Below are 22,434 nucleotides of genomic sequence, written 5' to 3' on the forward strand. Positions count from 1 at the left end.
TCCATCGCTGTACACGATTGTATACATAGGTATGCCGTCGCATGCAATAGCGTCTTGGCGCAGGCTTTACGGGTCCGGCGGGAGAGGTTTAAAGCCGGATTTATGGCTATCCCAGGCGCGGGCTGCTGATTTCCTGGGCGTCGATGTACATCTGGATGCGGATGTTCTTTGCCTCGTCCATATGGGCGCTGGCGATGCGGCCGGCCTCCTCCGCGTTCCGGGCGCGGATAGCCACCAGCAGCTCCTCGTGCTCCTTCAGTACGCGGTCCCAGCGCTCTTTGGTGGAGAGCGTGGTGCCGGGGTAGCGGATGAAGTGGACCAGGATCCGGTCGAGCAGGTCAAGGAGGGCGGCGCTGTGGCTGGCGGCCCAGATGCGCTCGTGGAAGGTGCGGTTGGCGGCGGCCAGTTCAGCCGGAGTGGCAGCATCAAAATCAAGGGTGACCATGGCCTGGTGCGCGCGGTCGATCAGCATCAGGTCCATGTCTGTATGCCGGAGAGCAGCAGTTTTTGCGGCCGCCTCCTCCAGGAAAGTCCGCACCTCATAGAGGTCCAGCATCTCCTCCGGGCGGTACTCCCGCACCTGCATGCGTGAACCGTAGCGCTCCACCAGCCCCTCGGTTTCAAGGCGCCGCAATGCTTCCCTAATGGGCGTCCGGGAGACGTTGTACTTCTTGGCCAGGGCGCTTTCGACGAGCTGGGCACGGGGAGGCAGCTCCTGCGAGATGATGGCGTTCCTGATCATCAGGTAGGGGCTTGTCTCTGGTTGCGACGCCACGGGCGGCCTCCGGTCTTCATGGAAACAAGCGGCAGGGCGCGCCGGCGCCATACCTTTAGCCGCAATTCTAACGCACTGCATACCGTTCCGGCGCGCTGTGAACACCGTGCCAATTTATCGCACACCCGCCAAAGCTGGCAGGCGCCCTCAGCGCCGTGTTGGTATTCATATTCAAAGGACTGTTGCTTAACTCATACAAACGGTATACCGTTTGTGACCAACGCCATACAGCAGGCCGATTTCCGGATTCCGGTTGGCCGAGCTTTGAACATTTACCCGGCGACTGCACACGGCAGGGCGGGGTATTTCAGGAGAACCAATGACGCTTCTATTCAGGGAAGAGCCGCAGGCCGGCACCCTCCCGGTCACCCCGGTACCGGCCACCCTCGTCCGTGGCGGCACCAGCAAGTGCTGGATATTCCGGGACGAAGACCTTCCGGCCGACGCCCTGGAGACGGACCGTCTCCTCATCCGCACCTTCGGCTCGCCGGACCTTCGCCAGATCGACGGAGTAGGCGGCGCCTCGTCCACCACCAGCAAAGCGATCACTGTGGCCGGCACCGACCCGGACGGAACGGTCCGCTACCGGTTCGCCCAGGTGGCCATCGACAAGCCGGCAGTGGAGTGGGCCAGCAACTGCGGCAACTGCGCAACCGCGCTGGGCCTGTACGCGCTCCATGCCGGGCTGGTCGCTCCCACCGGGGAAGTCACCCGGGTCCCCATCCTGAACACGGTGACCGGGCTGCGCCTGGTCTGCGAGATCCCCACACCGGGGGCGCAGGTGCCGGCCTACGGCGGGCGGCGCCTCGACGGCCAGCACTACCCCGGCGTCCCCATCGACGTCATCTTCCAAAAAGCCTCCTGGTCCAGCTACGGTGCACAGTTCCCGACGGGCAGCGCCACGGATGAGCTTGAGGTCGACGGGAAGCGGTACCGGGCGACACTGATCGACGCCGGAGCCCCGGCCGCGCTCTTCGACGCACACGACCTGGGGCTGGACGCAACCGGCAGCGAGGAAGCCTTGGAGGCCCTGGTCCGGCTTGCCCCGCAGCTGCGCGCAGCGGCTGCCCGCAGGATGGGTCTTCCGCAGGACCTCACTTCCATTCCGAAGGTTGGCGTCGTGGGGCCTCCGCCCGCAGGCGCAACCGGCATCTCGGCCCGGATGATCTCAATGACCGCGCTGCACCCCGCCATCGGCCTCACCAGCGCCGTCGCCGTCGCCGCCGCCTCGGGCACAACAGGCAGCGTGGTGCAGCGCAGCGTAGTTCCGGCAGCGGAGGCCGGACTTTTTATCCACTTACTGAAAGGCAAGACGGCGCTGGCATTGGATGCAGCCGATCCCGCTGAAGTCTCCTTTCAACGCTCGGCCCGCGTCATCAGCGAAAGCACCATCCTGGTGCCCAGCGACTGAAGAACCCCCTACCGGACAAACCCAGCCAAGGAATCAGCCATGAAAATCAGCATTCAAAACCTGCAGCTGAAGTACGGAAGCTTCACTGCCATCGAAAACCTCAACCTCGACATCGAAGACGGCGAGGCCCTGGTCCTCCTGGGCCAGTCCGGTTGCGGCAAGACCAGCACCATGCGCTGCATCGCCGGCCTGGAGGAGCCCACCTCGGGGCGGATCATCATCGACGACGTCGTGGTCTTCGACTCCGAAAAGGGCATCAACCTGCCCCCGAACAAGCGCAACGTCGGCATGGTCTTCCAGTCCTACGCGGTGTGGCCGCACATGACGGTGGCCCAGAACGTTGCCTACTCCCTCAAGCAGAAGAAGCTTTCCAAGAACGAAATCGATGAGCGCGTCCTGGAGGCGCTCACGCTGGTGGGCCTGGAGCCCTACGCCGACCGCGGCGCCAGCCTGCTCAGCGGCGGCCAGATGCAGCGCGTCGCCCTGGCGCGCAGCCTGGTCATGCGGCCCAGCGTGCTCATGCTCGACGAACCGCTGTCCAACCTTGACGCCCGCCTGCGTGACCGGCTCCGGGTTGAACTGCGTGAAATCCAGCTCCAGCTGGGGCTCACCTGCGTGTACGTCACCCACGACCAGCACGAAGCCTTCGCCCTGGCAGACCGGATCGCCCTGCTCCAGGGCGGCCGGATCGTGCAGATGGGCGCCCCGCAGCACATGTACGAGGCGCCAGCCAGCGCTTCGATCGCCCACTTCCTCGGTGTTTCCAACATCATGGACTGCACCCCGGAGGGCACCGCCACCGGGTCCACCACCGCACGCATCACCAACAGCGAGCTCACCATCCAGTCGGCGCAGCAGGCCAGCGACGCCGGCACATCCCCCAAGGTCTGCATTCGGGCCGAGGACCTGCAGATCACCGCCATGCCCACCGAACACCCCAACTCGTGGCCGGGAACGGTGCGCGTGGCGGGCTTTCAGGGGAACGACATCCGGTACGCGATCCAACTGGAATCCGGACCCGAACTGGACGCCCTGGGCGGACTGCGCCGCGGCGAACAGCACAAAGTGGGGGACCGCGTGTGGGTCACCGTCAACCCCCGCGAAGTCCAGATCCTGCCGGCTGAGGTCCTCGCATGAGCCTCAAGACCACCGAGGCAGCCACCCGCGCCGAGGCGCGCCTGGCACCGAAGCCGGCGCCCCGGGACTACCGCGCTGCCCGGACCCTCTCGGGCCTCCGGAAGAACACGCCGGGCCTGATCGTCCTGGTCATCCTCGGCGTCCTCATCGTCCTTCCCCTGGCCCTGGTCCTGCTCGCCGCGTTCTCGGACAGCGTTCCCCGGCCGGGCAGCATCTCCCTGGGCGGTCTGACGCTGTCCAACCTGGCGCTGCTGGCCACCCCGGAAGCACTCGGGGCCCTGGTCAATTCGCTCATGGTCGGAGCAGGCTCGGCGCTCATCGCCCTGCTGATCGGCGCCTTCCTGGCCTTCGTGTGCGCACGTTCCGATGCGCCGTGGCGGAAGTTCATCTTCTTCATCGGCATGGCGCCGATGTTCATCCCGGCCCTGGTGGGCGCCCTGGCGTGGTCGCTGCTGTGCTCGCCCAGCGCCGGCTACATCAACATCTTCCTCCGCGACCTGGGTATTGATGCCGCGATCAACATCTACAGCCTGCCGGGCCTGGTGTTCGTGCTGGGAATCTTCTACGCGCCGTACGCCTTCCTGCTGCTGCACAGCTCGCTGTCGATGATGAACGCCGACCTCGAAGAGGCAGCCACCGTCCACGGCGCTCCCCTGCGCACCATGCTGCGGACCGTCACCCTGCCGCTGGCCCTGCCGGCCATCCTGGGCTCCGCCGTCCTGGTCTTCGCGCTGACGATGGAAAACTTCCCGGTGGCCCAGGTCATCGGCAACCCCGCCGGCGTGGACACGCTGCCCACCTACATTTACCGCCTGATGAGCGCCACCCCGGCCAAGAGCAACCAGGCGGCCAGCGTCGCGGTGATCCTGACCGTTGCGTTGATGGCCGTGACCCTCATCCAGCAGCGCACCATCAACAAGCGCAAATTCACCACCATGACCGGCAAGGGCAACCGTCCCCGCCAGGTACCGCTGCGCAAGATGCGCTGGCCCTTCACCATTATCGCCCTGGCCTACTTCGCAGTCTCCGTGGTGCTGCCCATGATTGCCCTGCTGGCCGCGTCCATGCAGGCCACCCCGTTCGTGTCCTCGATGTCGCAGCTGCTTGAAGCGAATGCCCTCAGCTTCGCCAAGCTGGGCGACGTCCTCGGATCCAACGATTTCCAGCTCGCCCTCAAGAACAGTGTCCTGGTGGCCCTGATCGCAGCCTTCGCCGGCACCACCCTCAGCTTCATCGCCTCCTACATCCGGTACCGCACCAAGTCCAAGGTGGGGCGCCTGATCGAACTGGTGGCCATGACTCCGCTGGCCGTCCCCGCCATCGTCATGGGCATCGGACTGCTCTGGACCTGGCTGCTGCTTCCCCTGCCCATCTATGGCACCCTGGCGATCCTCGCCGTCGCCTGCGTGGCAGTGTTCATGCCCCAGGGCTACCGCGGCGTCTCCGCCTCAATGCTCCAGATGGACCAGGACCTCGAGGACAGCGCCGTGATGCTTGGCGCCGGCCGGACCAGGTCCGTCCTGGACGTCACCCTGCCCCTGATGCGGGTGGGCATCATGTCCTCGTTCCTGCTGTTCCTCATGCTCTCCATGCGTGAGCTCAGCGCCTCCATCTTCCTCTTCACCTCGAACACCCGGATCCTGTCCATCCTCGTGTTCGACAACTTCGACAACGGCCAGAGCCAGGCAGCTGCGGCCGTCAGCGTCCTGTACTGCCTCGTCATCGGAATCCTCGCCGTCATCGCCCAAAAAGTCGGCGGCGAACGCAAGACCAAGAACTGACCTTCCACCCCACCTTTGAAAGGGACACCCACAATGAAGTTAGCGTCCAAACGCCCCGCCCTCACCGCCGCCGGAGTGATCCTGGCCCTCAGCCTGGCCGGGTGCGGAAGCGCCGCCCAGAGCGCCGGCGTCGTCACGGCCACCGCGGCGGTGAACACCGACAACGGACTGGTGATCAACGGCGAATCCATCGCGGACAAGGCCACCTACGAGAAGGCCAAGACCCAGACCCTGTCCCTCTACTCCGGCTACACCGATTCCTCTGAAAGCGCCCTGGTGGACGCCTTCACCAAGGACACCGGCGTCAAGGTCAACGTTGTCCGGCTCACCCCGAACAAGCTCTCCGAACGCGTACTGTCCGAACAGGGTGCCGGCAAGCTCAGCGCCGACGTCATCCGCACGTCCGACTACCGGATCGCCAAGTCCATGGAGGACGCCAAGGTCTGGAAGGCCTATGACGTTCCCGGCGCCTCCGCCCTCAAGGACGTTTCCGTGGACGGCGGCCAGTTCACCCGCATGTTCAACTCCGTCTACACCCTGGGCTACAACACCCAGCTGGTGAAGGAAGCCGATGCCCCCAAGTCCTGGGCGGATGCCGTCGGCGGCAAGTGGCAAGGCAAGATCGGCATCGTCCAGGGCGGTTCGGGCGGCAGCACCGCGGCGCTGAACAGGTTCATGGAAACCAAGATGGGCGGCGACTACTTCGCCAAGTACGCGGCGCAGAAGCCCAAGATCTACGACTCCCTGGGCGCTGAAGCCACCGCCTTGGCCCGCGGTGAAGTCGCTGTCGGCACGGTCACCATCAGCGGTACCAACATCTCGGCCGTCCAGGACAAGGCTCCGGTCAAGTTCATTGTCCCCGAGGAAGGACTGGTCTCCTACGACTACTACCTGGGCATGACGGGCACCGCGACGAACGTGGAAGCCGCCAAGGTCTTCATGAACTACAACCTCTCCAAGCAGGGCCAGCAGGTCTTCGCGCAGATCGGTGAATACCCGGTCCGCACCGACGTGGCACCGCCCACCATCATGGGCGTGACCCTCCCCGCAGTCGACTCCGGCAAGGTGTACCGCATGCAGAACACCGACGCCGTGACCTACGGCAAGGACGATCTTGCCAAGTGGAACCAGGTGTTCGGCTACACCAAGTAACCCTGTAGTTCCATACCTGGGGACCCGGCCACCGCCGGGTCCCCAGTGCCGTTAACCCACCCTTCAGGAGCCCCTGTGACCGCCCCGGAACTTCCGCTGCCCCGGAACACCTCGTCCCTGCTGGTCCTGCAGGACGGCAGGACCGTCGTCGAACTCGGCGACACCACCCGCGCCAGCTACGTCGCCTCGGTGCGCAAAAGCCTGCTCTCGATCCTGTTCGGCATCCAGGTGGCAGCCGGCACGGTCAGCCTGGATGACACGCTGGGCGCGCTAGGGATCGATGACACCGGCGGCCTGCTGCCCCTCGAGAAGACGGCGCGGCTCCGTGACCTCCTGACCTCGCGGTCGGGGGTCTACCATCCGCCCTCCAGTCCGGGCAGTGACGAGGATGCTTTCCCTCCCCGCGGCACCAAAGCGCCGGGTCAGTACTTCGTCTACAACAACTGGGATTTCAACGCCGCCGGCGCGATCTTCGAGAAGGCCGGCGGCCTGACGGTGTTTGACGCGTTCGAGAAGTATCTGGCCGGTCCGCTGGGATTCGACGACTACGACCCCACACGCCAGCGCATGCTCGGGGACGCCCAAAAGTCCGCCTTCCCGGCCTACCACCTCTTCCTCTCCGCCCGGGACCTGGCCAAGATCGGGCTGCTGATGGCTGCCGGCGGGCAGTGGGAGGGCCGGCAGCTAGTCCCCCCGGAGTGGGCCAGGGACAGCGTGGCCACCCAGGTCAGGCGCGCCGACATGTCACCGGCCACCGGTTTTGGCACCTGCGACTACGGCTACCTGTGGTGGCTGCCCCGGGAGCCGGGCCCGCAGTGGGAGGGGTCATTCCTGGCTGCGGGCAACTACGGCCAGTTCCTGCTGGTCCTGCCGGCAATCCGCAGCGTCATTGTGCACCGGCGCTTCGTCAGCGACAGCTTCGCCATCGCCCGGAACACCCGTACGGCGGGCTCGACGGCGTCCCCGGCTCCGGTGACCCACGCCGAATTCATGGAGCTTGCCCGTGCGTTGGTTGCCGGCCCACTGGCCCGGTAGGCGTCAACGGGGAGGTAAGCGCACGACGGCGGCACCCTCCTGTGTCAGGACGCCGCGCCCTTGGCGATGGACCGGAACACCTTGGTTGCCTGCTGCGCCGCGGGGCTGAGCCGCCGGTTTTCAAGGTGGGCCAGGAGGATACGGCGCTTCGGGGACCCGGCGAGGGGGACCGCCACGACGTCGGGGCGCAGGGCCGTCAGGGCCAGCCGGGGCGCCAGGGCAATCCCGATGCCGGCGGCCACCATGCCTTGTGTCTCCTGGTAATCGTTGGCAGCGAACGCGATCCGCGGCTCAAACCCGGCGTCACGGCATACCCGGCTGAGGACGTCGGCCACGGGGTGCTCGTCGCGCACCACCCATTCCTGGTCGCTCAAGGAGCCAATGCGGACCGAGCCCAGTTTCGCTATGGGGTGCTCCCGCGGTACCAGCAGCACGGTGGGATCGTTGGTCAGCCTGACCAGGGCCAGGTCGGGGTCCTCGATCTGCTGCCAGGGATAGTCCCACAGCAGCGTCAGTTCGATTTCCCGCCGCCGCAGCCGTTCCAGCAGGCCGTCCCGGCGGGCGCTGACCACCGTCACTGCCACCTCGGGGTGGCGGGCGCGGAACGCCAGCACCACGTCCGGCATCAGGGAGGCTCCGCCGGTGGGGAAGGTTCCAAGCCGGAGCTGGCCCCGCCGAAGGCCCGCGAACTCCCCCATTTCGGCGCGGGCAGCTTCCACGGTCCTGTCGATGTCGTCCGCGTAGTGCAGCAGGGCGTGCCCCGCTTCGGTCAGGACCACGCCCCGGGGATGGCGCTCGATGAGGACCACACCCATCTCCTGCTCAAGTTTCGCGATCTGCTGCGAGACCGCCGAGGTGGTGAAGGAAAGGGCGGCCGCAGCGGACGTCAGGGAGCCGGAACGGCCCACCTCGCGGAGCACATGGAGCCGGTGGAGATCGAGGATTGCCATGTACTGAGTTTAGCAAAAGTAGATAGTCGTCCATTTATTTGTGATTGTGCTGAAGGCTCGCATCCCGGATCGTAGAAGTACAAGGTGCTGTGAAGTAGAGCACCTGCAAGTTACGAGGGAGAAATACAGTGGGACTCAAAGGACATTGGTACCGGGGCGGCACCAGCAAGTGCTGGCTCTTCGATGCCAGGGACGTGGCCCTCCACGCCCCCACCCGCGAGGACATCCCCGCACTGCTGTCAGCCGCTTTCGGCGCAGCGGATGCGCGGCAGCTGGACGGCGTCGGCGGCGGAACGTCCACCACGTCGAAGGCTGCAGTCATCTGGGCAACACCGGGTGCCGAGGCAGACCTCGACTACCTTTTCGCCCAGGTGGGAATCGGTGACCCCACCGTGGAGCTCGGTTCCAACTGCGGCAACTGCGCCACCGCGATTGCCCTGTTCGCAGTCCAGACGGGCATCGTTCCCGCCCGGGACGGCATGACCAAGGTCCGCATGCGCCACGTCACCTCCGGCGCGGTGCTCAGCGGATCGGTTCCCACTCCCGGCGGCCACATTCCCAAGTCCGGCCTGGCCCGGGTTCCCGGCAGCAGCGCCGCCGGTGTTCCCGTCAGCCTCTCGTTCCACGGCCCCTGGGGCCAGAACACCGGCGCACTGCTGCCTACCGGCAACACGGTGGACCAGCTCCAGGTCAACGGCCGGACCCTGGCCGCAACGATGGTGGACGCCGGCGCCCCTGCCGTGCTCCTCGCAGCCGACCAGGCCGGCGTCGACCTTTCCTCAATGACGGACAACCTGACCGCCCAACTGCCGGACCTCATCGCGGCACGGGCATCGGCCGGCCTCATCATGAGGCTGCGGAAGCCTGAGGATCCGCCCCAGAACGCTGTACCGAAAGTCGGCGTAGTGGCGCCCGCCGGCGACTACATCGCCGCGGACGGCACAACCATCACCGCCGGCAGCCACGACGTGCGGGTGCGGATGCTGTCCATGCTCGCACCCCACCCGGCCATCGGCCTCACATCAGCCGTGGCCGTGGCCCTTGCGGCCTCGCTGCCATCGTCAGTCGTGGCCAACGCAGCAGGCCTGCCCCCCACCGCCGGAACCCCCCGCTTGCTGCGGGTCGGGACGCCCGCCGGCGTGATCACCGCCGAAATCATCACCGATGACACCGGCGCCGTCAGCGAAGTGGCCCTCCACCGGGCAGCCCGCCACATCGCCACCGCAGACATCGACGTGGCCCCCGCCGCCGAGCTGTCCGCCTAAACCCCCCACCTCTTTGCCCCATTATTAAGGGGCCGCACCAAGCAGGAAGTTGTTCAATGAAGATCAAATCCATCCTCGGACACCTGTATGTCCAGGTACTCATCGGAGTCGCCCTCGGCGTCGTCGTCGGCGCACTGTGGCCGGACCTCGGTTCGTCCCTGAAGCCCATCGGCGACGGCTTCGTGAAACTCGTGAAGTTCATGATCGCCCCCATCGTGTTCTGCACCATCGTGGGAGGCATCACCTCCCTGCGGGACACCAAGAAGGTGGGCCCCACCCTGATCCGTTCACTGGGCCTCTTCTACGCACTGACCGCACTCGCCCTGGCCCTGGGCCTGGCCACGGTGACGCTGTTCCAGCCCGGTGCCGGCATGCACATCGACCCCACGCACCTGGACTCCTCGGTGGCGCAGAAGTACACCACGCAGCTGCCCAGCAGCAACCCCGTGGACTTCATCCTGAGCATCATCCCCACCACCTTCGTTGGCGCCTTCGCCGACGGTGAAGTCCTGCCCGTGCTGGTCATTGCCCTGCTGTGCGGCTTCGCCTTCAGCAAGCTCGGCGCACCGGGCAAGCTGGCACTGGACGTGGTCAACAGCTTCAACAAGCTGCTCTTCATCATGTTCGGCTACATCATGAAGGTGGCCCCGCTGGGAGCCTTCGGTGCCATGGCCTTCACCGTGGGCAAGTACGGCGCCCACTCCATCGGCAACCTCGGCATGCTGATCCTTGCCTTCTACGCCGCCTGCATCGTCTTCGTGGCGGTGGGCCTGGGCATCCTGGCCAAGATGACCGGCTTCAGCCTGTGGCAGATCCTGCGCTACTTCAAGGATGAATTCCTGATCGTCCTGGCCACGTCCTCCAGCGAACCGGTCCTGCCGCGCCTGCTGTCCAAGCTCGAACGGATCGGCTGCGACCGCAGCGTCGTGGGCCTCGTGGTCCCCACCGGCTACTCCTTCAACCTCACCGGCACGGCCATCTACCTAACCCTGGCCTCCATGTTCATCGCCCAGGCCTGCGACATCCACCTCAGCTGGGGCCAGATCCTGCTGATGCTCGGCATGATGCTGCTGACCTCCAAGGGCGCGGCGGGCGTCACCGGCAGTGGTTTCGTGGCCCTGGTGGCGACCCTGACGGTCATGCCCACCCTCCCCGTGGCCGGCGTGGCCCTCATCGTTGGCATCGACCGCTTCATGAGCGAGGCCCGCGCCCTGACCAGCACGGTCTGCAACATCGTCTCCTGCGTGGCCATCGCCAAGTGGCAGGGTGAGCTGGACATGGCCAAGCTCCGCTCCGAGCTGCAGGCGGGCTTCGTGCCCACCGAGGCGGAAAAGATCCAGCTGGCCGAACCGGCCCTGGCCCACTAACCGGCCTGCAGGCCACCACCCCCAGTGTTTGCCCGGGATCCCAGCAGGGGTCCCGGGCAAACCCTTGCAAGGGGTGCTACTTCACAATCCCCACGGAAAGGACCCGGAATGAGTGAGCGCCAAACGGAACAGGAAACAGCGGAAGACTGCGACGCCGGCACGTGCTTCTACTGCCAAAGCCCGGAAACCGACTAGCGGCCCAGTCGCTGGGTCCGGCACCGCACAGCGGGCCCTAAACCCACTGCTCCCATACCGTCAGCTGCAGGCTGACGGTATGGGACACGCCAGCCACAACAGCACCAGCCCCCGCGGAAGGGTCGACGACGGCACCCGCCTTGCCGCCGTCGTCGTCCCTTCCAGCGAAACCAGCCTTCCCAACAAAACCGCCCCTGCCGGCAAGCACAGCCCAGCGCATCAGGCGCGGACCCCCGCAACAGCCCCGTCAGCGGAACGCACGGGAGTCTCCAAGCCCAGGTGATCACGCAGCGTGGTGCCACGGTACTCCGTGGGGTACACGCCGCGTTCCTGCAGCTCCGGCACCAGGTGGTTCACGATGTCGTCCAGCCCGCTGGGGACCAGCCACGGTGAAATGTTGAACCCGTCCACCGCACCCACCCGCGCGTACTCGGCCAGCTGGTCCGCCACCGCCGTGTAGGAGCCGGTGAACGTGGAATCGATCCGCGCGGTCTTCGAGGTGACGAACTGCCGGATGGACAGCCCCTTGTCCTTGGCCTCGGCCCGCCACTGGTCCGCCAGCTGCCGGGCCTTGGCGCCGTGGAAACCGCTGCCGCGGGTCTCGGACGTTTCCTCCACCGCCGGATCGATCTCGGGCAGCGGCCCGTCGGGATCGTAGGCCGAGAGTTCGCGGCCCCAGAACTGCTCCAGGTAGGCGATGGCCTGCTGCGGGCCGATCTGCAGGCTCCGCACCCACTCCTTCTTCTCCGCGGCCTCGGCAGAGGTGGGCGCCAGGATGAACTCGCTGGCCGGCATGATCTGGACGGCGTTGGCCCCGCGCCCGGCGGCCAGGGACCGCTCCACGAGGTCCTTGCGGAACGCCACGGCATCATCGAATTTGGGGTGGGCGGAGAAGATGACGTCCGCCTGCCGGGCGGCGAAGTTCCGGCCTTCGGGCGAGTCGCCGGCCTGGAACAGCACCGGCCGGTACTGGGCGCTCCGCGGGAGCCGCGGCGTCACATCCACCGTGTAGTGCCGGCCCTCATGGAGCACCCGGCGGGCAGGGCCGGCCGGCGTTTCCCACGAATCCCAGATCCGCTTGGCCGTTTCAACGAACGCCTCAGCGTGCCTGTACCGGTCCGCGTGGTCCAGGTAGCCACCGCGGCGGAAATTCGCCCCGGTCCAGGCGTTGTCCGTGGTCACGATGTTCCACGCCGCGCGGCCGCCGGAGAGCAGGTCCAGCGAGGCCAGCCGGTGGGCCAGGTCCGCAGGATCGTTGTACGTAGTGTTCTGCGTGGCCACCAGGCCGATGTTCTGTGTGACGGATGCCAGGGCGGCCAGCATGGTCTGCGCATCCGGGCGGCCCACCACGTCCAGCGCGTGCGGGCGTCCCAGATGCTCCCGCAGGCGCAGGCCTTCGCCCAGGAAGAACGCGGCGAAGAGCCCGCGTTCGGCGGTCTGGGCGATGCGGCGGAAGGATTCGAAGTCCGTCTGCGACCCGGATTCCGGGGCCTTCCAGATGGTGCCGGAATTGACGCCCTGGAAGAAGACGCCGAACTGGATCTGGCCGCTCGGCGTGAATTGGTCCGGCGTAAAGACGTCGGATTTAGCACGGGTGTGCTGTGTCATGATTTTCCCCTTACTTTCCGGCACCGGCAGGCGCAGCGGCGGCGGTTGCGTAGCGGCTGGCCGGGCGGTCCAGGCCCAGCAGGCCGCGGAAGGTTCCGTCCTGCACCACCAGGCGGAGTGCCCCACGGCGGCGCAGTTCCGGCAATACCAGGCGGCCAAGTTCCTCCAGGTCAACAAAGAGCGACGCCGGGTGCAGCCGCACGCCGTCGGCCTCCTTTAAAAGGCCGGCCAGGAAGTCGGTGAGACCGGGTGCGGAACCTGCGAAAGCTGCCCGGCCGCCGTCGAATGATGCACCGCGTGCAGCCGCGGCCTGCCCGCGGGCGTCCAGCACGACGTCGAGCTCGGCAACCACCGCAACACCGGCTCCGACGCGGGCCCGCACATCACGGACCTCGTCCGCGAGCAGTTCCGGCGTCGGGGCGGACACCAGCACGGCGTCCAGGGCGTCCACCGGAATCCCGCCAATCAGCGAAGCAGGGGCCAGCACGGGCAGTTGCCCCTGCAGCGGCCGTGGAATGATGGAAGGCCCCTTGACGGAGTAGCCGGCGCCGGCAAAGTCAGCAGGCGTCTCGAAGTCCACATAATGCAGCTTGTCCCCGTCGATGTACCGGCCGGTGGCAACGTCCCGGATCACGGCGTCGTCCTCCCAGGAATCCCAGAGCCGGCGGGATACCTCGATGGACGCCGCGGCTTCCTGCCCCAGCGCGGCCCCAGTGACGGAAGGACGGCCGACGGCGGCGGCAGCCTCCGGCGATTCCGCCGCCGTCACGATCCACCCGGCCCGTCCCCCGGAGACGTAGTCCAGGCTGGCCAGCTGCGTGGAAACGTGGAACGGCTCCGTATATACAGTGTCAATTTCGGGGACCAAGGCGATGGTCCGGGAAATGGGCCCTGCGAACGCGGCCCGCTGCAGGGCATTGGCACGCCCCGGTGCGGGCGCGTCGGTGAAGGTGGCGGCGTGGAAGCCCGCGGACTCGGCTGCCAGCACGGCCCGGGTGAGGTCCGCACCGTCCCAGCCGGCGCCGTCGAGCTCGATCGCCAGGAAGCCCAGCTGGCTGTTGTCTACTGCGTTCATGATGCCTTTCCTGCCTGTGACGGAGCGGCTGTGGCCTGTGTTGCCGTGTAGTTTTCCGCTGTAATGGTTTTGGATTCCGGCAGGGCTTCCTCTGACAGGCCCCAGCGTTCCAGGACCTTCCCGTAGGAGCCGTCCCGAATGACCTCGTTCAGGGCCTCGGTGATCACCGGAGCCAGCCCGTTGCCGCGCAGCGTGGTGGCGGCCACCAGGGTCTCGGCCGGCCAGCCGGCATTGACCTTGCCCACCACTTTCAGGTCGTCACGGGTGTTCTCCCGGTACACGGTGGACGGGTACGGCGCGATGTTCAGGTCCGTCCGGCCGGAGGACAGCGCCAGGATGGTATCGGCGTCGGACGAGTAATACTGCAGCGTGGCCGGCGCCTTGCCCTTCGCCTCCAGTTCCTTGTTCCAGGCCAGCAGGATCTTCTCCTGGTTGGTGCCGGAGCCCACGGAAATCTTCAGGCCGGAAATGTCGTCTGCGCCCTTGATGTCGTAGGTGGCGGACTTCTTCGCTTCGAACCCCATGTACGCGGCCCGGTAGCTGGCGAAGTCGAACAGCTTCACCCGGTCCTTGTTCACGCCCACGTTGGAGAACACGGCCTCGAAGTCGCCGGACTGGGTCTTCAGCGGCCAGTTCTCCCAGGAGGTGACCTGGACGTCGAGTTCCAGGCCGAGTTTGTCGGCCACCAGCTGGGCGATGTCCAGCTCGGAGCCGATGGGGGTCTTGTCGTCCGTGGCGTGGAAGGACAGCGGGATGGACCCGGCGGTGGTGGCGACGGTGAGCTTGCCGTCCTTGCCGATCAGTTCCGGGACCTTGGCGGCGAGCGCGGGGTCTTTGTCCGCCCGGATCCGCTGCTGGTCCGGCGAGGTGTTGTAGACGACGCCGTTGCGGGCCGCCGTCGCCTGCGCCCCTCCGCTGGGGTTGCCGGCGGCGGAGGCGCCGGGGTCCCCGCAGCCGGCGAGCGCGGCTGCGCCAAGGAGTGCGGTGCCAAGGAGGACGACGGCGGGACGCGCCGCGGGTGCGCGGCGGCGGCCGCGGGTGGGGAAAGCCATGGGAGTTCCTTAGATGTTGAAGGCCGGTTCGAGCACCTTGGAGAAGAAGCTCCGGGTGCGCGGTTCCTGGGGGTTGCTGAAGATGTCCTGCGGGCTGCCCTGTTCCACGATCTGGCCCTGGTCCATGAACACCACGGTGTCCGCCACGTCGCGGGCGAAGCCCATCTCGTGGGTGACGATGATCAGCGTGGTGCCGGACGTGGCGAGCTCGCGGATGACGTCCAGGACCTCGTTGACCAGCTCCGGGTCAAGGGCGGAGGTGGGCTCGTCGAACAGCAGGATCTTGGGGTTCAGGGCCAGGGCGCGGGCAATGGCCACGCGCTGCTGCTGGCCGCCGGAGAGCTGGCGCGGGTAGGCGTCAGCCCGGTCCTTGAGGCCCACCCGGTCCAGCAGTTCCAGGCCGCGGCGGCGGGCTTCCGCTTTGGAGCGGCCCTGCGCTACCACCGGCGCTTCCGCCACGTTCTCCAGCGCGGTGAGGTGCGGGAACAGGTTGAAGTTCTGGAACACCATGCCGATTTCGGTGCGCTGTTTCAGGATGTCCTTTTCGCGGAGCTCGTGCAGCCGGTCGCCGCGAACCTCGTAGCCCACCAACTGCCCGTCGATGGTGATGTGGCCGCCGTCCACCTTTTCCAGGTGGTTGATGGTGCGCAACAGGGTGGACTTGCCGGATCCGGAGGGGCCCACGATCACGGCCACTCCCCCGGGTTCCACCGTGAGGCTGACGCCTTTGAGGACTTCGGTGGCGCCGAAGGATTTGCGGACGCCGGTGATCTCCACTAGGCCGCGCGTGGCGGCGGGGGCGGTAAGGGTGTCAGTCATCAGGAGTTCCTCCGGGTGGGGGCTGCCGCGTGGGTGGCGAAGAATGTGCGGGCCTTCTGCAGGGGCGTCAGCGGCAGGTTCCGCACCGCGCCCTTGGAGTAGTGCCGTTCGATGTAGTACTGGAAGACGCTCAGCACGGAGGTGATCACGATGTACCAGAGGGTGGCCACCAGCAGCAGCGGCAGGACCTGCTGCGTGCGGTTGTAGATGACCTGCACCGTGTAGAACAGTTCGGAGTAGGCCAGGACGTAGACGATCGAAGTGCCCTTGACCAGGCCAATGATCTCGTTGAACGCGGTGGGCAGGATGGCGCGCATGGCCTGCGGCAAAACGATCCGGGTGGAGCGGCGCCACGCGGGGATGCCCAGGGCGGTCGCGGCTTCCAGCTGGCCCTGGTCCACGGAGAGAATGCCGCCGCGGATGATCTCCGCCGAGTACGCCGCCTGGTTCAGGGTCAGCCCCAGCACTGCTGCCGCGAACTGGCTGATCAGTGTGGTGGTCTGGACCTCGAAGAAGCGGACATCGGTGAACGGGATGCCCAGGCTGATCTTCTCGTAGAGGTAGCCCAGGTTGTACCAGAGGAGCATCTGGACCAGCAGCGGCGTGGACCGGAAGATCCAGGAGAACGTCCAGGACACCGAGACCAGCAGCGGTGACGCGGAGAGCCTCATAAGGGCCAGGATGAGGCCGAGCACGAACCCGAGGACGCCGGAGATGGCGGTCAGCTTGAGCGTTTCCACCAGGCCGTTGACCACCGACTGGGCGGTGAACCACTGCGCCACCACGCCCCACTCCCAGCGCGGGTTGGTGGCCAGGGACCAGGCCACCGCCAGGACGCCGAGCGCGACGACGGCAGTGCCCACCCAGCGCCACGGATGCTTTGCTGCCACCACCCGGTAGGACGAGTAGTCCGGGGCCGGCCGGGCGGCCGCCCCGTCTCCCGGCCGTCCGGTGTTCGGTGGCGTTTCCGCCGGCGGTACCGGCTGCGGCTGTCGTGACTGCGCCACCGTCGTTGCTGCTGAACTCATGTGCCACCTCGCTTCTCGTCGTGGGATCCGGCTGGGCTGTTGCCCCGGGTGGGACCGTGCGGCCCCTTGCTGGCTGCAAATCTAGGACCGGCCGGAACTGGCCAGCAAGGCGCCAGGTTGCAATAGTTCACGGGGCTTCGTACGGCGTCATGAGTCGGTTTTTTGCGTCCCGTAACGCGCTGTGACGCGGAGTTAACGGCCGTGACCAGGCGCTCGACCGGCGTCGTCACGGCTGCCTAGCATGGGCACTCAATCCAGCCCCCCGCCGTCAGGAGCACCCATGCCAGCCACCATCCCGGCCATCGTCTTCATTGGCGGCGGACCGCGCACGGCCGGTGTGCTGGAACGGATCGCGGCCAACCGGCCGGAGGTCTTCGCGGGCCCACTGCAAATCCATGTGGTGGAACCGCACGTCCCGGGCTCGGGCCGCATCTGGCGGTACGACCAGGACCCCGGCCTCCTGCTGAACTCCATGGCGGCGGACATCACCATGTTCACGGACGCGTCCGTAGACTGCGCCGGCCCGGCGGCACCGGGGCCGGGCCTGGCCGAATGGGCCGCCGGCGTCCTGGATGCCACCATCATCGACGTGCCGGACTTCCCGCAGCAGCTGTGGGACCAACTCCGCGCGCTGACCGGCACCACCTTCCCCACCCGCCAGCTGCAGAGCCAGTACCTTGAGTGGTTCTTCCGCCGGGCTGCCAGATCGCTGGGCCGCAGCGTGACGGTCCACCGGACCACCGCCCTCGGCATTACCGCTGTGGACGGCGGCCATGAGGTGGAGCTGGCCAATGGCCGTACCCTGCACGCGGACATCGTCGTCACCGCGCTGGGGCACACGGACTCCCGCCCTGACGCCGTCTCCGCCGGGTTCTCGGACTTCGCCGCCCGGCACGGCGGCTACCACGCGGCACCCGGCTACACCACCGACGTCGACTACTCCCCCATCGCCCCCGGACAGGACGTGATTGTCGCCGGGATGGGCCTGGCGTTCGTTGACCTGCTGGTCCTCCTCATGGAGGGGCGCGGCGGCAGGTTCGAGGAAACGCACGACGGCGGGCTGCGCTACCTTCCGTCCGGACGGGAACCACGGCTGTGGGCAGGGTCGCGCCGCGGCGTGCCGTACCACTCCAAGATTTCCACCTCCCTGCGCGGGCAGGCTCCGGGGCCGCTGCGGTTCTTCACTGCTGCTGCCGTGGATGCCCTCCTGGACGCCCACGGCGAGCTGGACTTCCGGCAGCACCTCTGGCCGCTCATCGCCAAGGAAGCCGGGTACTACTACTACCGGGAACTCCTGACCGGCAGCCCGGAGCGCGCGGCCATGGAATGGGAAGTCTTTGCCGCCCGTTACGCAGAGGTGGACTGGTACAGCGGCAGGCGCGTGGACCTCGTAGCGGCTGCCGTGCCGGACCGGGGCCTGCACCTGGACCTGGAACGGCTGGACCGGCCCTTCGATAGTGTCCACTTTGCCGGCCACCAGGAACTGCAGGACGCGGTGGCCCGGTATATCGAGGCCGATCTCTCTTTGGGGGACAGCCCGGACCATCCGGAAACCCTGGCCCTGTTCCTGGCCCTGCTGCACATATACATGGAGGTGGGGCGCGTGGTTCCGGCGGAGCGCCTCAATGCCAGGTCCCAGCAGGCCATCCACGGCTGGTGGCACGGCTTCTTCAGCTTTGTGGACTCCGGTCCGCCGCCGCACCGCCTCCGCCAGATGCTCGCGCTGCACCGGGCCGGGCTGCTGCAGTTCCTGGGCCCCGGCCTGGAGGTCTCCACCGACGACGCCGGCGGCACCTTCCGCGCCACGTCCCCGCAGTCCGGTGTTTCGGTTTCCGCCACCGCGCTGATCGAGGCGCGGCTGCCGTCCACGTCGGTGGCCCGCTCCCTCAACCCGGTGCTTTCTTCGCTGTATGACGGCGGGCTGGGCAGCGAGCAGCAACTGCTGACCTCTGACGGCATCCACTCCACCGGGAAGCTGCTGGTCTCCTCCAGGCACCACCTGGTGGACGCGGAAGGCCGCGCCCAGGCCACCCTCTTCGGCGTCGGGCCCGGAACATCCGGCTGGGGTGCCGGCGCCTTTGCCAGGCCCAACACCAACGCGGCGCCCTTCCGGGAAAATGACGCCCTGGCCCGGAGCATCCTCAGTGTTGCCCGGGACATCGTTTCCCAGGTGTCCGCCACAATGAGTCCAGAACCAGCCGCTCCCGAACCAGCCCCCGCCGGAAAGAACTGACCCGTGACAAGGAACCACCAGTGGCCGCAGAACCCGGGCTCCAGCCCAAATCCCTTGATCCCGCCAGCCTCTCGGTCCTCAGCCTGCCCATGCACGATCCACGGGTCCGGCCGCTCCTGGACGAGCTCGCCGTCGAATATGACACCCGCTACGGGGACCTGTTCGGACGCGGCGCTGCCACGGAGGAACTGACCCGCTACCCCGCGGCCGAATTCGAGGGACCGGACGGCGCGCTCCTGATAGTCCAGGAGGACGGTGAGTCGATCGCCGGCGGCGCGTTCCGCCGGTACAACAGCACCACGGCGGAACTGAAGCGGATCTGGACGCACTCGGCCCACCGCCGTCGTGGTTTAGCCCGGCTGGTACTCGCCGAGCTCGAAGCCCTCGCCGGTGCCCGAGGCTACACCCGGCTCTATCTCACCACCGGGCCGCGCCAGCCGGAAGCCAAGCACCTCTACCTCAGCACGGGATACCAGGCGCAGTTCGACCTGGGGGCAGACCCGGAAACCATTGGGCCGCTGGCCTTCACCAAGGAGCTGCCCACCGTCCCAAGGGACGCCCGGGAGAACTGACTGGCCGGATGCCGCCGCATCCGGGGCCACCGCCGCTAAGCTAGCGCCATGGCCACCAAAACCACAGCAGAGAAGCTTGCCACCATCCAGAAGGGGTACACGCTGGAAGGCGCCACCATCGAGTTGGGAGCCGCCATCATCGATGGTGAACTCCACAAGGACGCGCCGGTGCGGCTGCCGCTGGCCATGATGAACCGGCACGGCCTGGTGGCCGGGGCTACCGGTACCGGCAAGACCGTCACGCTGCACATGATGGCCGAACAGCTGTCCACGGCGGGCGTTCCGGTGTTCCTGGCCGACATCAAAGGCGACCTCTCCGGCCTGGCGACGGCCGCCGCCGGCAGCGACAAACTCAGGGCCCGCACGGACAGCATCGGCCAGGCATGGTCAGGCAAGACGTTCCCCGTGGAGTTCCTGGCACTGGGCGGCGACGGCAACGGCGTCCCGGTCCGCGCCACGGTGACCTCCTTCGGTCCCGTCCTGCTTTCGCGCATCATGGAGCTGAATGACACGCAGGAATCCAGCCTGCAACTGGTCTTCTACTTCGCGGACAAGAACGGCCTGGAGCTGATCGACCTCAAGGACCTCCGCGCCGTCATCCAGTTCCTCACCTCGGACGAGGGCAAGGACAAGCTGGAGGAACTCGGCGGCCTGTCCAAGGCCACCGCGGGCGTGATCCTGCGGGAGATCGTGAACCTGGAGGCGCAGGGGTTGGAGAAGTTCTTCGGTGAGCCGGAGTTCGATACGGCCGAGCTGCTGCGCACCGCCCCCGACGGGCGCGGCGTGGTTACCTGCCTGGAGCTGCCCACCCTGCAGACCAAGCCCATGCTGTTCTCGACGTTCCTGATGTGGCTGCTGGCAGACCTGTTCGAGGACCTCCCCGAGGCCGGCGACCTGGACAAGCCCAAACTCGTCTTCTTCCTCGACGAAGCCCACCTGCTCTTCAACGGCGCCAGCAAAGCCTTCCTGGACGCCATCACCACCACCGTCCGGCTGATCCGGTCCAAGGGTGTGGGCATCTTCTTCGTCACGCAGACACCCAAGGATGTCCCCGCCGACGTCCTGGGCCAGCTGGCCAACCGGGTCCAACACGCCCTGCGCGCCTTCACCCCCGAGGACGCCAAGGCCCTCAAGGCCACCGTTTCCACGTTCCCGGTCAGCGACTACGACCTGGAGGAGACCCTCACCTCGGCGGGCATTGGCGAGGCCGTCATCACCGTCATGAACGAGAAGGGTGCACCCACCCCGGTGGCCCTCACCCGGCTTCGCGCCCCGGAATCCGTCATGGGCCCCAGCGAGGAAGCACTGGTCCGGAGTACGGTGGCCGGCTCCGCCCTGCTCGGTAAGTACGGGACCACGGTGGACAACCCCTCCGCCTACGAGAAGCTCACCGGCAAGGCCGCAGCCCCCACGGGCCCGGCAGCATCCGCCCCTCCTGTCGGGACGTCGGGTGCTCCCGGCGCGTACGACGTGGACGCGGAGGCCCGCCGGATCGAGGAGGAAATCCTGGGCCGGCCCAGCAGCAGGCCCGCCCAGGCTCCGGAACCGCAATACAGTGAGCCCCAATTCGACGTACCCGGGGACCCTGAGCCACGCCAGTCCCGGGCCAAAGCGCCCCGGACGCGCCAACCGGAGCCCCGCCAGCCGGAGCCGCAAGCCGGCGGCATCATGGGCGACCTTGGCGGCGTGCTCGGCGGTGCGCTGGGCGGCGGGCTGAAGAGCATGGCGCGGTCCGTGGGCACGCAGCTGGGACGCGAACTGCTCCGCGGCGTGTTCGGAACATCGTCCCGGCGGCGTCGCCGCTGACCCAGCCACAGCGCCCCGGGAGGCTTCCCAAGGCGCCCGTGCGCGTTGTCCCGGCGCGCCGGCGTCGGGCGTTATTGGGGTGTTGCCCGGCAGATTAGGGGGGACACAACTTTAGTGTGCGTCCGCACTGACGTTACTGTGTAGAACGTGCAGATGAGTCAAGCGTTGGTGAGGATCGCAGCCGGATGGCTGCTGGGCCTCATGCTTGCCGTCGCCGGAGCCGTGGTGGCCATCAATGTCGTGAACAATACCGTGGCCAGCCCGCAGCAGCCCGTCAGGGAATACCTGGACGCACTGAAGAGCGGGGACGGCGGGCGCGCGCTGGGGATCCTGCGGGCCGCTGTGCCGCCCAGCAACGCCGCCATGCTCGATGGTCCCGGGCTGCAGACGTCCGCGTCCCGCGTCACGAATGTGAATATCGGCGATCCCGAGGAACGCCCGGGGAACCAGGTCATGGTCCCGATGGAATACACCATTGACGGCAGCCGGCTGCACACGGAATTCCTGCTGCAGAAGACCGGTACCGAGTGGCTGTTCTTCAACACCTGGGCCTTCGTTCCGTCGCGACTGCCCACTGTGGATATCACCGTGGTCAACGGCAATGAGGCAGTGGTGAACGGCGTCCCGGTGAACATGCCCAACGGCCGGAATTCCTTCGCTGTCTTCTATCCGGGCGAGTACGAGGCTTCCCTTAACGGGCAGTACTTCTCAGCCCCCGCTACGCGTGCCACGGTGACGGCCAAGGACGCCCCGGTGGCGCCGCTGAACCTGCTGACCCAGGCCACGGACAAGCTGAAGAACGATGTTGCGGCCAAGGTCAGGGAATTCCTGGACGGCTGTGCGGCCGAGGCCGTCAAGGAACAGAAGCTCCAGCCGGACTGCCCCTTCTACTACGCCAGCAACAACCGGGTCCAGGACGGCACGATCAAGTGGACCGTCACCGAGTACCCGGGCGTCTCGGTGGAGCCGTTCGACGGCCGGTGGGTGGTGTCCCCGCTGGACGGCAAGGCCAAGGTGGAGGCGCTCCAGCAGAACTCCTTCACCGGCGCCTGGTACCCGCTGGACGCCGAGGTGGACTTCAGCTTCACCACCCGCCTGGACGTCTCCGGTGACACGGTCAAGGTCACCCCGCAGCTGAGCTTCTGAGCCTGCGGCCTTCGCTGCCCCACACTG

The 22,434-nt window shown here is 67.1% G+C and carries 18 protein-coding genes; 11 read left to right on the plus strand and 7 right to left on the minus strand.

The genetic code is table 11. From position 1 onward, the window contains the following. Nucleotides 1-106: 106 nt before the first annotated feature. Nucleotides 107-775: a GntR family transcriptional regulator gene (locus ACZ9J7_RS05880; RefSeq protein WP_224023586.1), complete on the minus strand. Its 669-nt coding sequence runs from the start codon at nucleotides 773-775 to the stop codon at nucleotides 107-109. A 319-nt stretch (nucleotides 776-1,094) separates the two neighbouring features. Here ACZ9J7_RS05880 and ACZ9J7_RS05885 point away from each other — a divergent pair, with 319 nt between their 5' ends. The 5 genes from ACZ9J7_RS05885 (at nucleotide 1,095) to ACZ9J7_RS05905 (ending at nucleotide 7,291) form a co-directional block, all read left to right on the plus strand. Then, on the plus strand, nucleotides 1,095-2,186 hold the full coding sequence (locus ACZ9J7_RS05885; RefSeq protein WP_476207824.1) for a PrpF domain-containing protein: 1,092 nt from the start codon (nucleotides 1,095-1,097) through the stop codon (nucleotides 2,184-2,186). A 39-nt stretch (nucleotides 2,187-2,225) separates the two neighbouring features. Then, nucleotides 2,226-3,323, plus strand: a complete 1,098-nt coding sequence (locus ACZ9J7_RS05890; protein ID WP_476207826.1) for an ABC transporter ATP-binding protein — start codon at nucleotides 2,226-2,228, stop codon at nucleotides 3,321-3,323. Further along, nucleotides 3,320-5,104, plus strand: a complete 1,785-nt coding sequence (locus tag ACZ9J7_RS05895; RefSeq protein ID WP_476207827.1) for an ABC transporter permease — start codon at nucleotides 3,320-3,322, stop codon at nucleotides 5,102-5,104. The genes ACZ9J7_RS05890 and ACZ9J7_RS05895 overlap by 4 nt, the downstream gene beginning before the upstream one ends. 33 nt (nucleotides 5,105-5,137) lie before the next feature. Beyond that, nucleotides 5,138-6,256 (plus strand): ABC transporter substrate-binding protein, encoded by a 1,119-nt coding sequence (locus tag ACZ9J7_RS05900; RefSeq protein WP_476207829.1) that lies wholly within the window; start codon nucleotides 5,138-5,140, stop codon nucleotides 6,254-6,256. Between the two features lie 75 nt (nucleotides 6,257-6,331). Then, nucleotides 6,332-7,291, plus strand: a complete 960-nt coding sequence (locus tag ACZ9J7_RS05905; protein ID WP_476207831.1) for a serine hydrolase domain-containing protein — start codon at nucleotides 6,332-6,334, stop codon at nucleotides 7,289-7,291. 44 nt (nucleotides 7,292-7,335) lie between these two features. Here the strand turns inward: ACZ9J7_RS05905 and ACZ9J7_RS05910 are convergent, their stop codons facing one another. Further along, nucleotides 7,336-8,241: a LysR family transcriptional regulator gene (locus tag ACZ9J7_RS05910; RefSeq protein WP_476207833.1), complete on the minus strand. Its 906-nt coding sequence runs from the start codon at nucleotides 8,239-8,241 to the stop codon at nucleotides 7,336-7,338. Between the two features lie 128 nt (nucleotides 8,242-8,369). Here ACZ9J7_RS05910 and ACZ9J7_RS05915 point away from each other — a divergent pair, with 128 nt between their 5' ends. Both ACZ9J7_RS05915 and dctA read left to right on the plus strand, forming a co-directional pair. Then, nucleotides 8,370-9,506: a PrpF domain-containing protein gene (locus ACZ9J7_RS05915; RefSeq protein WP_476207835.1), complete on the plus strand. Its 1,137-nt coding sequence runs from the start codon at nucleotides 8,370-8,372 to the stop codon at nucleotides 9,504-9,506. A gap of 56 nt (nucleotides 9,507-9,562) precedes the next feature. Beyond that, nucleotides 9,563-10,873: a C4-dicarboxylate transporter DctA gene (dctA, locus tag ACZ9J7_RS05920; protein WP_476207837.1), complete on the plus strand. Its 1,311-nt coding sequence runs from the start codon at nucleotides 9,563-9,565 to the stop codon at nucleotides 10,871-10,873. Between the two features lie 414 nt (nucleotides 10,874-11,287). On the opposite strand, the gene ACZ9J7_RS05925 is transcribed toward dctA, so the two are convergent. Genes ACZ9J7_RS05925 through ACZ9J7_RS05945 form a run of 5 tightly spaced genes read right to left on the minus strand, consistent with a single transcriptional unit; the run spans nucleotide 11,288 to nucleotide 16,650 of the window. Beyond that, nucleotides 11,288-12,676 carry an NtaA/DmoA family FMN-dependent monooxygenase gene (locus ACZ9J7_RS05925; protein ID WP_476207839.1) on the minus strand — a complete coding sequence of 463 codons (1,389 nt, stop codon included), beginning with the start codon at nucleotides 12,674-12,676 and terminating at the stop codon, nucleotides 11,288-11,290. Nucleotides 12,677-12,686: 10 nt separating this feature from the next. Next, on the minus strand, nucleotides 12,687-13,751 hold the full coding sequence (locus ACZ9J7_RS05930) for an LLM class flavin-dependent oxidoreductase (RefSeq protein ID WP_476207840.1): 1,065 nt from the start codon (nucleotides 13,749-13,751) through the stop codon (nucleotides 12,687-12,689). After that, nucleotides 13,748-14,803: a transporter substrate-binding domain-containing protein gene (locus tag ACZ9J7_RS05935; RefSeq protein ID WP_476207842.1), complete on the minus strand. Its 1,056-nt coding sequence runs from the start codon at nucleotides 14,801-14,803 to the stop codon at nucleotides 13,748-13,750. Before ACZ9J7_RS05935 ends, ACZ9J7_RS05930 begins: the two co-directional genes overlap by 4 nt. A 9-nt stretch (nucleotides 14,804-14,812) precedes the next feature. Next, on the minus strand, nucleotides 14,813-15,622 hold the full coding sequence (locus tag ACZ9J7_RS05940; protein ID WP_476207844.1) for an amino acid ABC transporter ATP-binding protein: 810 nt from the start codon (nucleotides 15,620-15,622) through the stop codon (nucleotides 14,813-14,815). Further along, nucleotides 15,622-16,650, minus strand: coding sequence for an amino acid ABC transporter permease (locus ACZ9J7_RS05945; protein ID WP_476207846.1), 1,029 nt, complete (start codon nucleotides 16,648-16,650; stop codon nucleotides 15,622-15,624). The genes ACZ9J7_RS05940 and ACZ9J7_RS05945 overlap by 1 nt, the downstream gene beginning before the upstream one ends. 280 nt (nucleotides 16,651-16,930) lie before the next feature. On the opposite strand from ACZ9J7_RS05945, the gene ACZ9J7_RS05950 reads away from it, so the two are divergent. The 4 genes from ACZ9J7_RS05950 to ACZ9J7_RS05965 all read left to right on the plus strand — a co-directional run bounded on the left by ACZ9J7_RS05950 (nucleotide 16,931) and on the right by ACZ9J7_RS05965 (nucleotide 22,407). Continuing rightward, nucleotides 16,931-18,883, plus strand: a complete 1,953-nt coding sequence (locus tag ACZ9J7_RS05950; RefSeq protein WP_476207847.1) for an FAD/NAD(P)-binding protein — start codon at nucleotides 16,931-16,933, stop codon at nucleotides 18,881-18,883. 20 nt (nucleotides 18,884-18,903) lie between these two features. Next, nucleotides 18,904-19,455 (plus strand): GNAT family N-acetyltransferase, encoded by a 552-nt coding sequence (locus ACZ9J7_RS05955; protein ID WP_476207849.1) that lies wholly within the window; start codon nucleotides 18,904-18,906, stop codon nucleotides 19,453-19,455. Between the two features lie 48 nt (nucleotides 19,456-19,503). Further along, a complete protein-coding gene (locus ACZ9J7_RS05960; RefSeq protein WP_476207850.1) occupies nucleotides 19,504-21,261 on the plus strand; it encodes a helicase HerA-like domain-containing protein in 1,758 nt (585 codons plus the stop codon). A 153-nt stretch (nucleotides 21,262-21,414) separates the two neighbouring features. Next, nucleotides 21,415-22,407 carry a hypothetical protein gene (locus ACZ9J7_RS05965; RefSeq protein WP_476207852.1) on the plus strand — a complete coding sequence of 331 codons (993 nt, stop codon included), beginning with the start codon at nucleotides 21,415-21,417 and terminating at the stop codon, nucleotides 22,405-22,407. The last annotated feature ends 27 nt before the right edge of the window (nucleotides 22,408-22,434 follow it).

This window comes from Pseudarthrobacter sp. TE9888 (assembly GCF_056279345.1).

What these genes read in the sequence shown, in the direction of transcription:
- ACZ9J7_RS05890 (WP_476207826.1), top strand. Translation starts at nt 2,226, where the DNA reads ATGAAAATCAGCATTCAAAACCTGCAGCTGAAGTACGGAAGCTTCACT.
- ACZ9J7_RS05930 (WP_476207840.1), bottom strand. Translation starts at nt 13,751, where the DNA reads ATGAACGCAGTAGACAACAGCCAGCTGGGCTTCCTGGCGATCGAGCTC.
- ACZ9J7_RS05950 (WP_476207847.1), top strand. Translation starts at nt 16,931, where the DNA reads ATGCCAGCCACCATCCCGGCCATCGTCTTCATTGGCGGCGGACCGCGC.
- dctA (WP_476207837.1), top strand. Translation starts at nt 9,563, where the DNA reads ATGAAGATCAAATCCATCCTCGGACACCTGTATGTCCAGGTACTCATC.
- ACZ9J7_RS05965 (WP_476207852.1), top strand. Translation starts at nt 21,415, where the DNA reads ATGAGTCAAGCGTTGGTGAGGATCGCAGCCGGATGGCTGCTGGGCCTC.
- ACZ9J7_RS05940 (WP_476207844.1), bottom strand. Translation starts at nt 15,622, where the DNA reads ATGACTGACACCCTTACCGCCCCCGCCGCCACGCGCGGCCTAGTGGAG.
- ACZ9J7_RS05885 (WP_476207824.1), top strand. Translation starts at nt 1,095, where the DNA reads ATGACGCTTCTATTCAGGGAAGAGCCGCAGGCCGGCACCCTCCCGGTC.
- ACZ9J7_RS05935 (WP_476207842.1), bottom strand. Translation starts at nt 14,803, where the DNA reads ATGGCTTTCCCCACCCGCGGCCGCCGCCGCGCACCCGCGGCGCGTCCC.
- ACZ9J7_RS05900 (WP_476207829.1), top strand. Translation starts at nt 5,138, where the DNA reads ATGAAGTTAGCGTCCAAACGCCCCGCCCTCACCGCCGCCGGAGTGATC.
- ACZ9J7_RS05945 (WP_476207846.1), bottom strand. Translation starts at nt 16,650, where the DNA reads ATGAGTTCAGCAGCAACGACGGTGGCGCAGTCACGACAGCCGCAGCCG.
- ACZ9J7_RS05910 (WP_476207833.1), bottom strand. Translation starts at nt 8,241, where the DNA reads ATGGCAATCCTCGATCTCCACCGGCTCCATGTGCTCCGCGAGGTGGGC.
- ACZ9J7_RS05960 (WP_476207850.1), top strand. Translation starts at nt 19,504, where the DNA reads ATGGCCACCAAAACCACAGCAGAGAAGCTTGCCACCATCCAGAAGGGG.
- ACZ9J7_RS05925 (WP_476207839.1), bottom strand. Translation starts at nt 12,676, where the DNA reads ATGACACAGCACACCCGTGCTAAATCCGACGTCTTTACGCCGGACCAA.
- ACZ9J7_RS05895 (WP_476207827.1), top strand. Translation starts at nt 3,320, where the DNA reads ATGAGCCTCAAGACCACCGAGGCAGCCACCCGCGCCGAGGCGCGCCTG.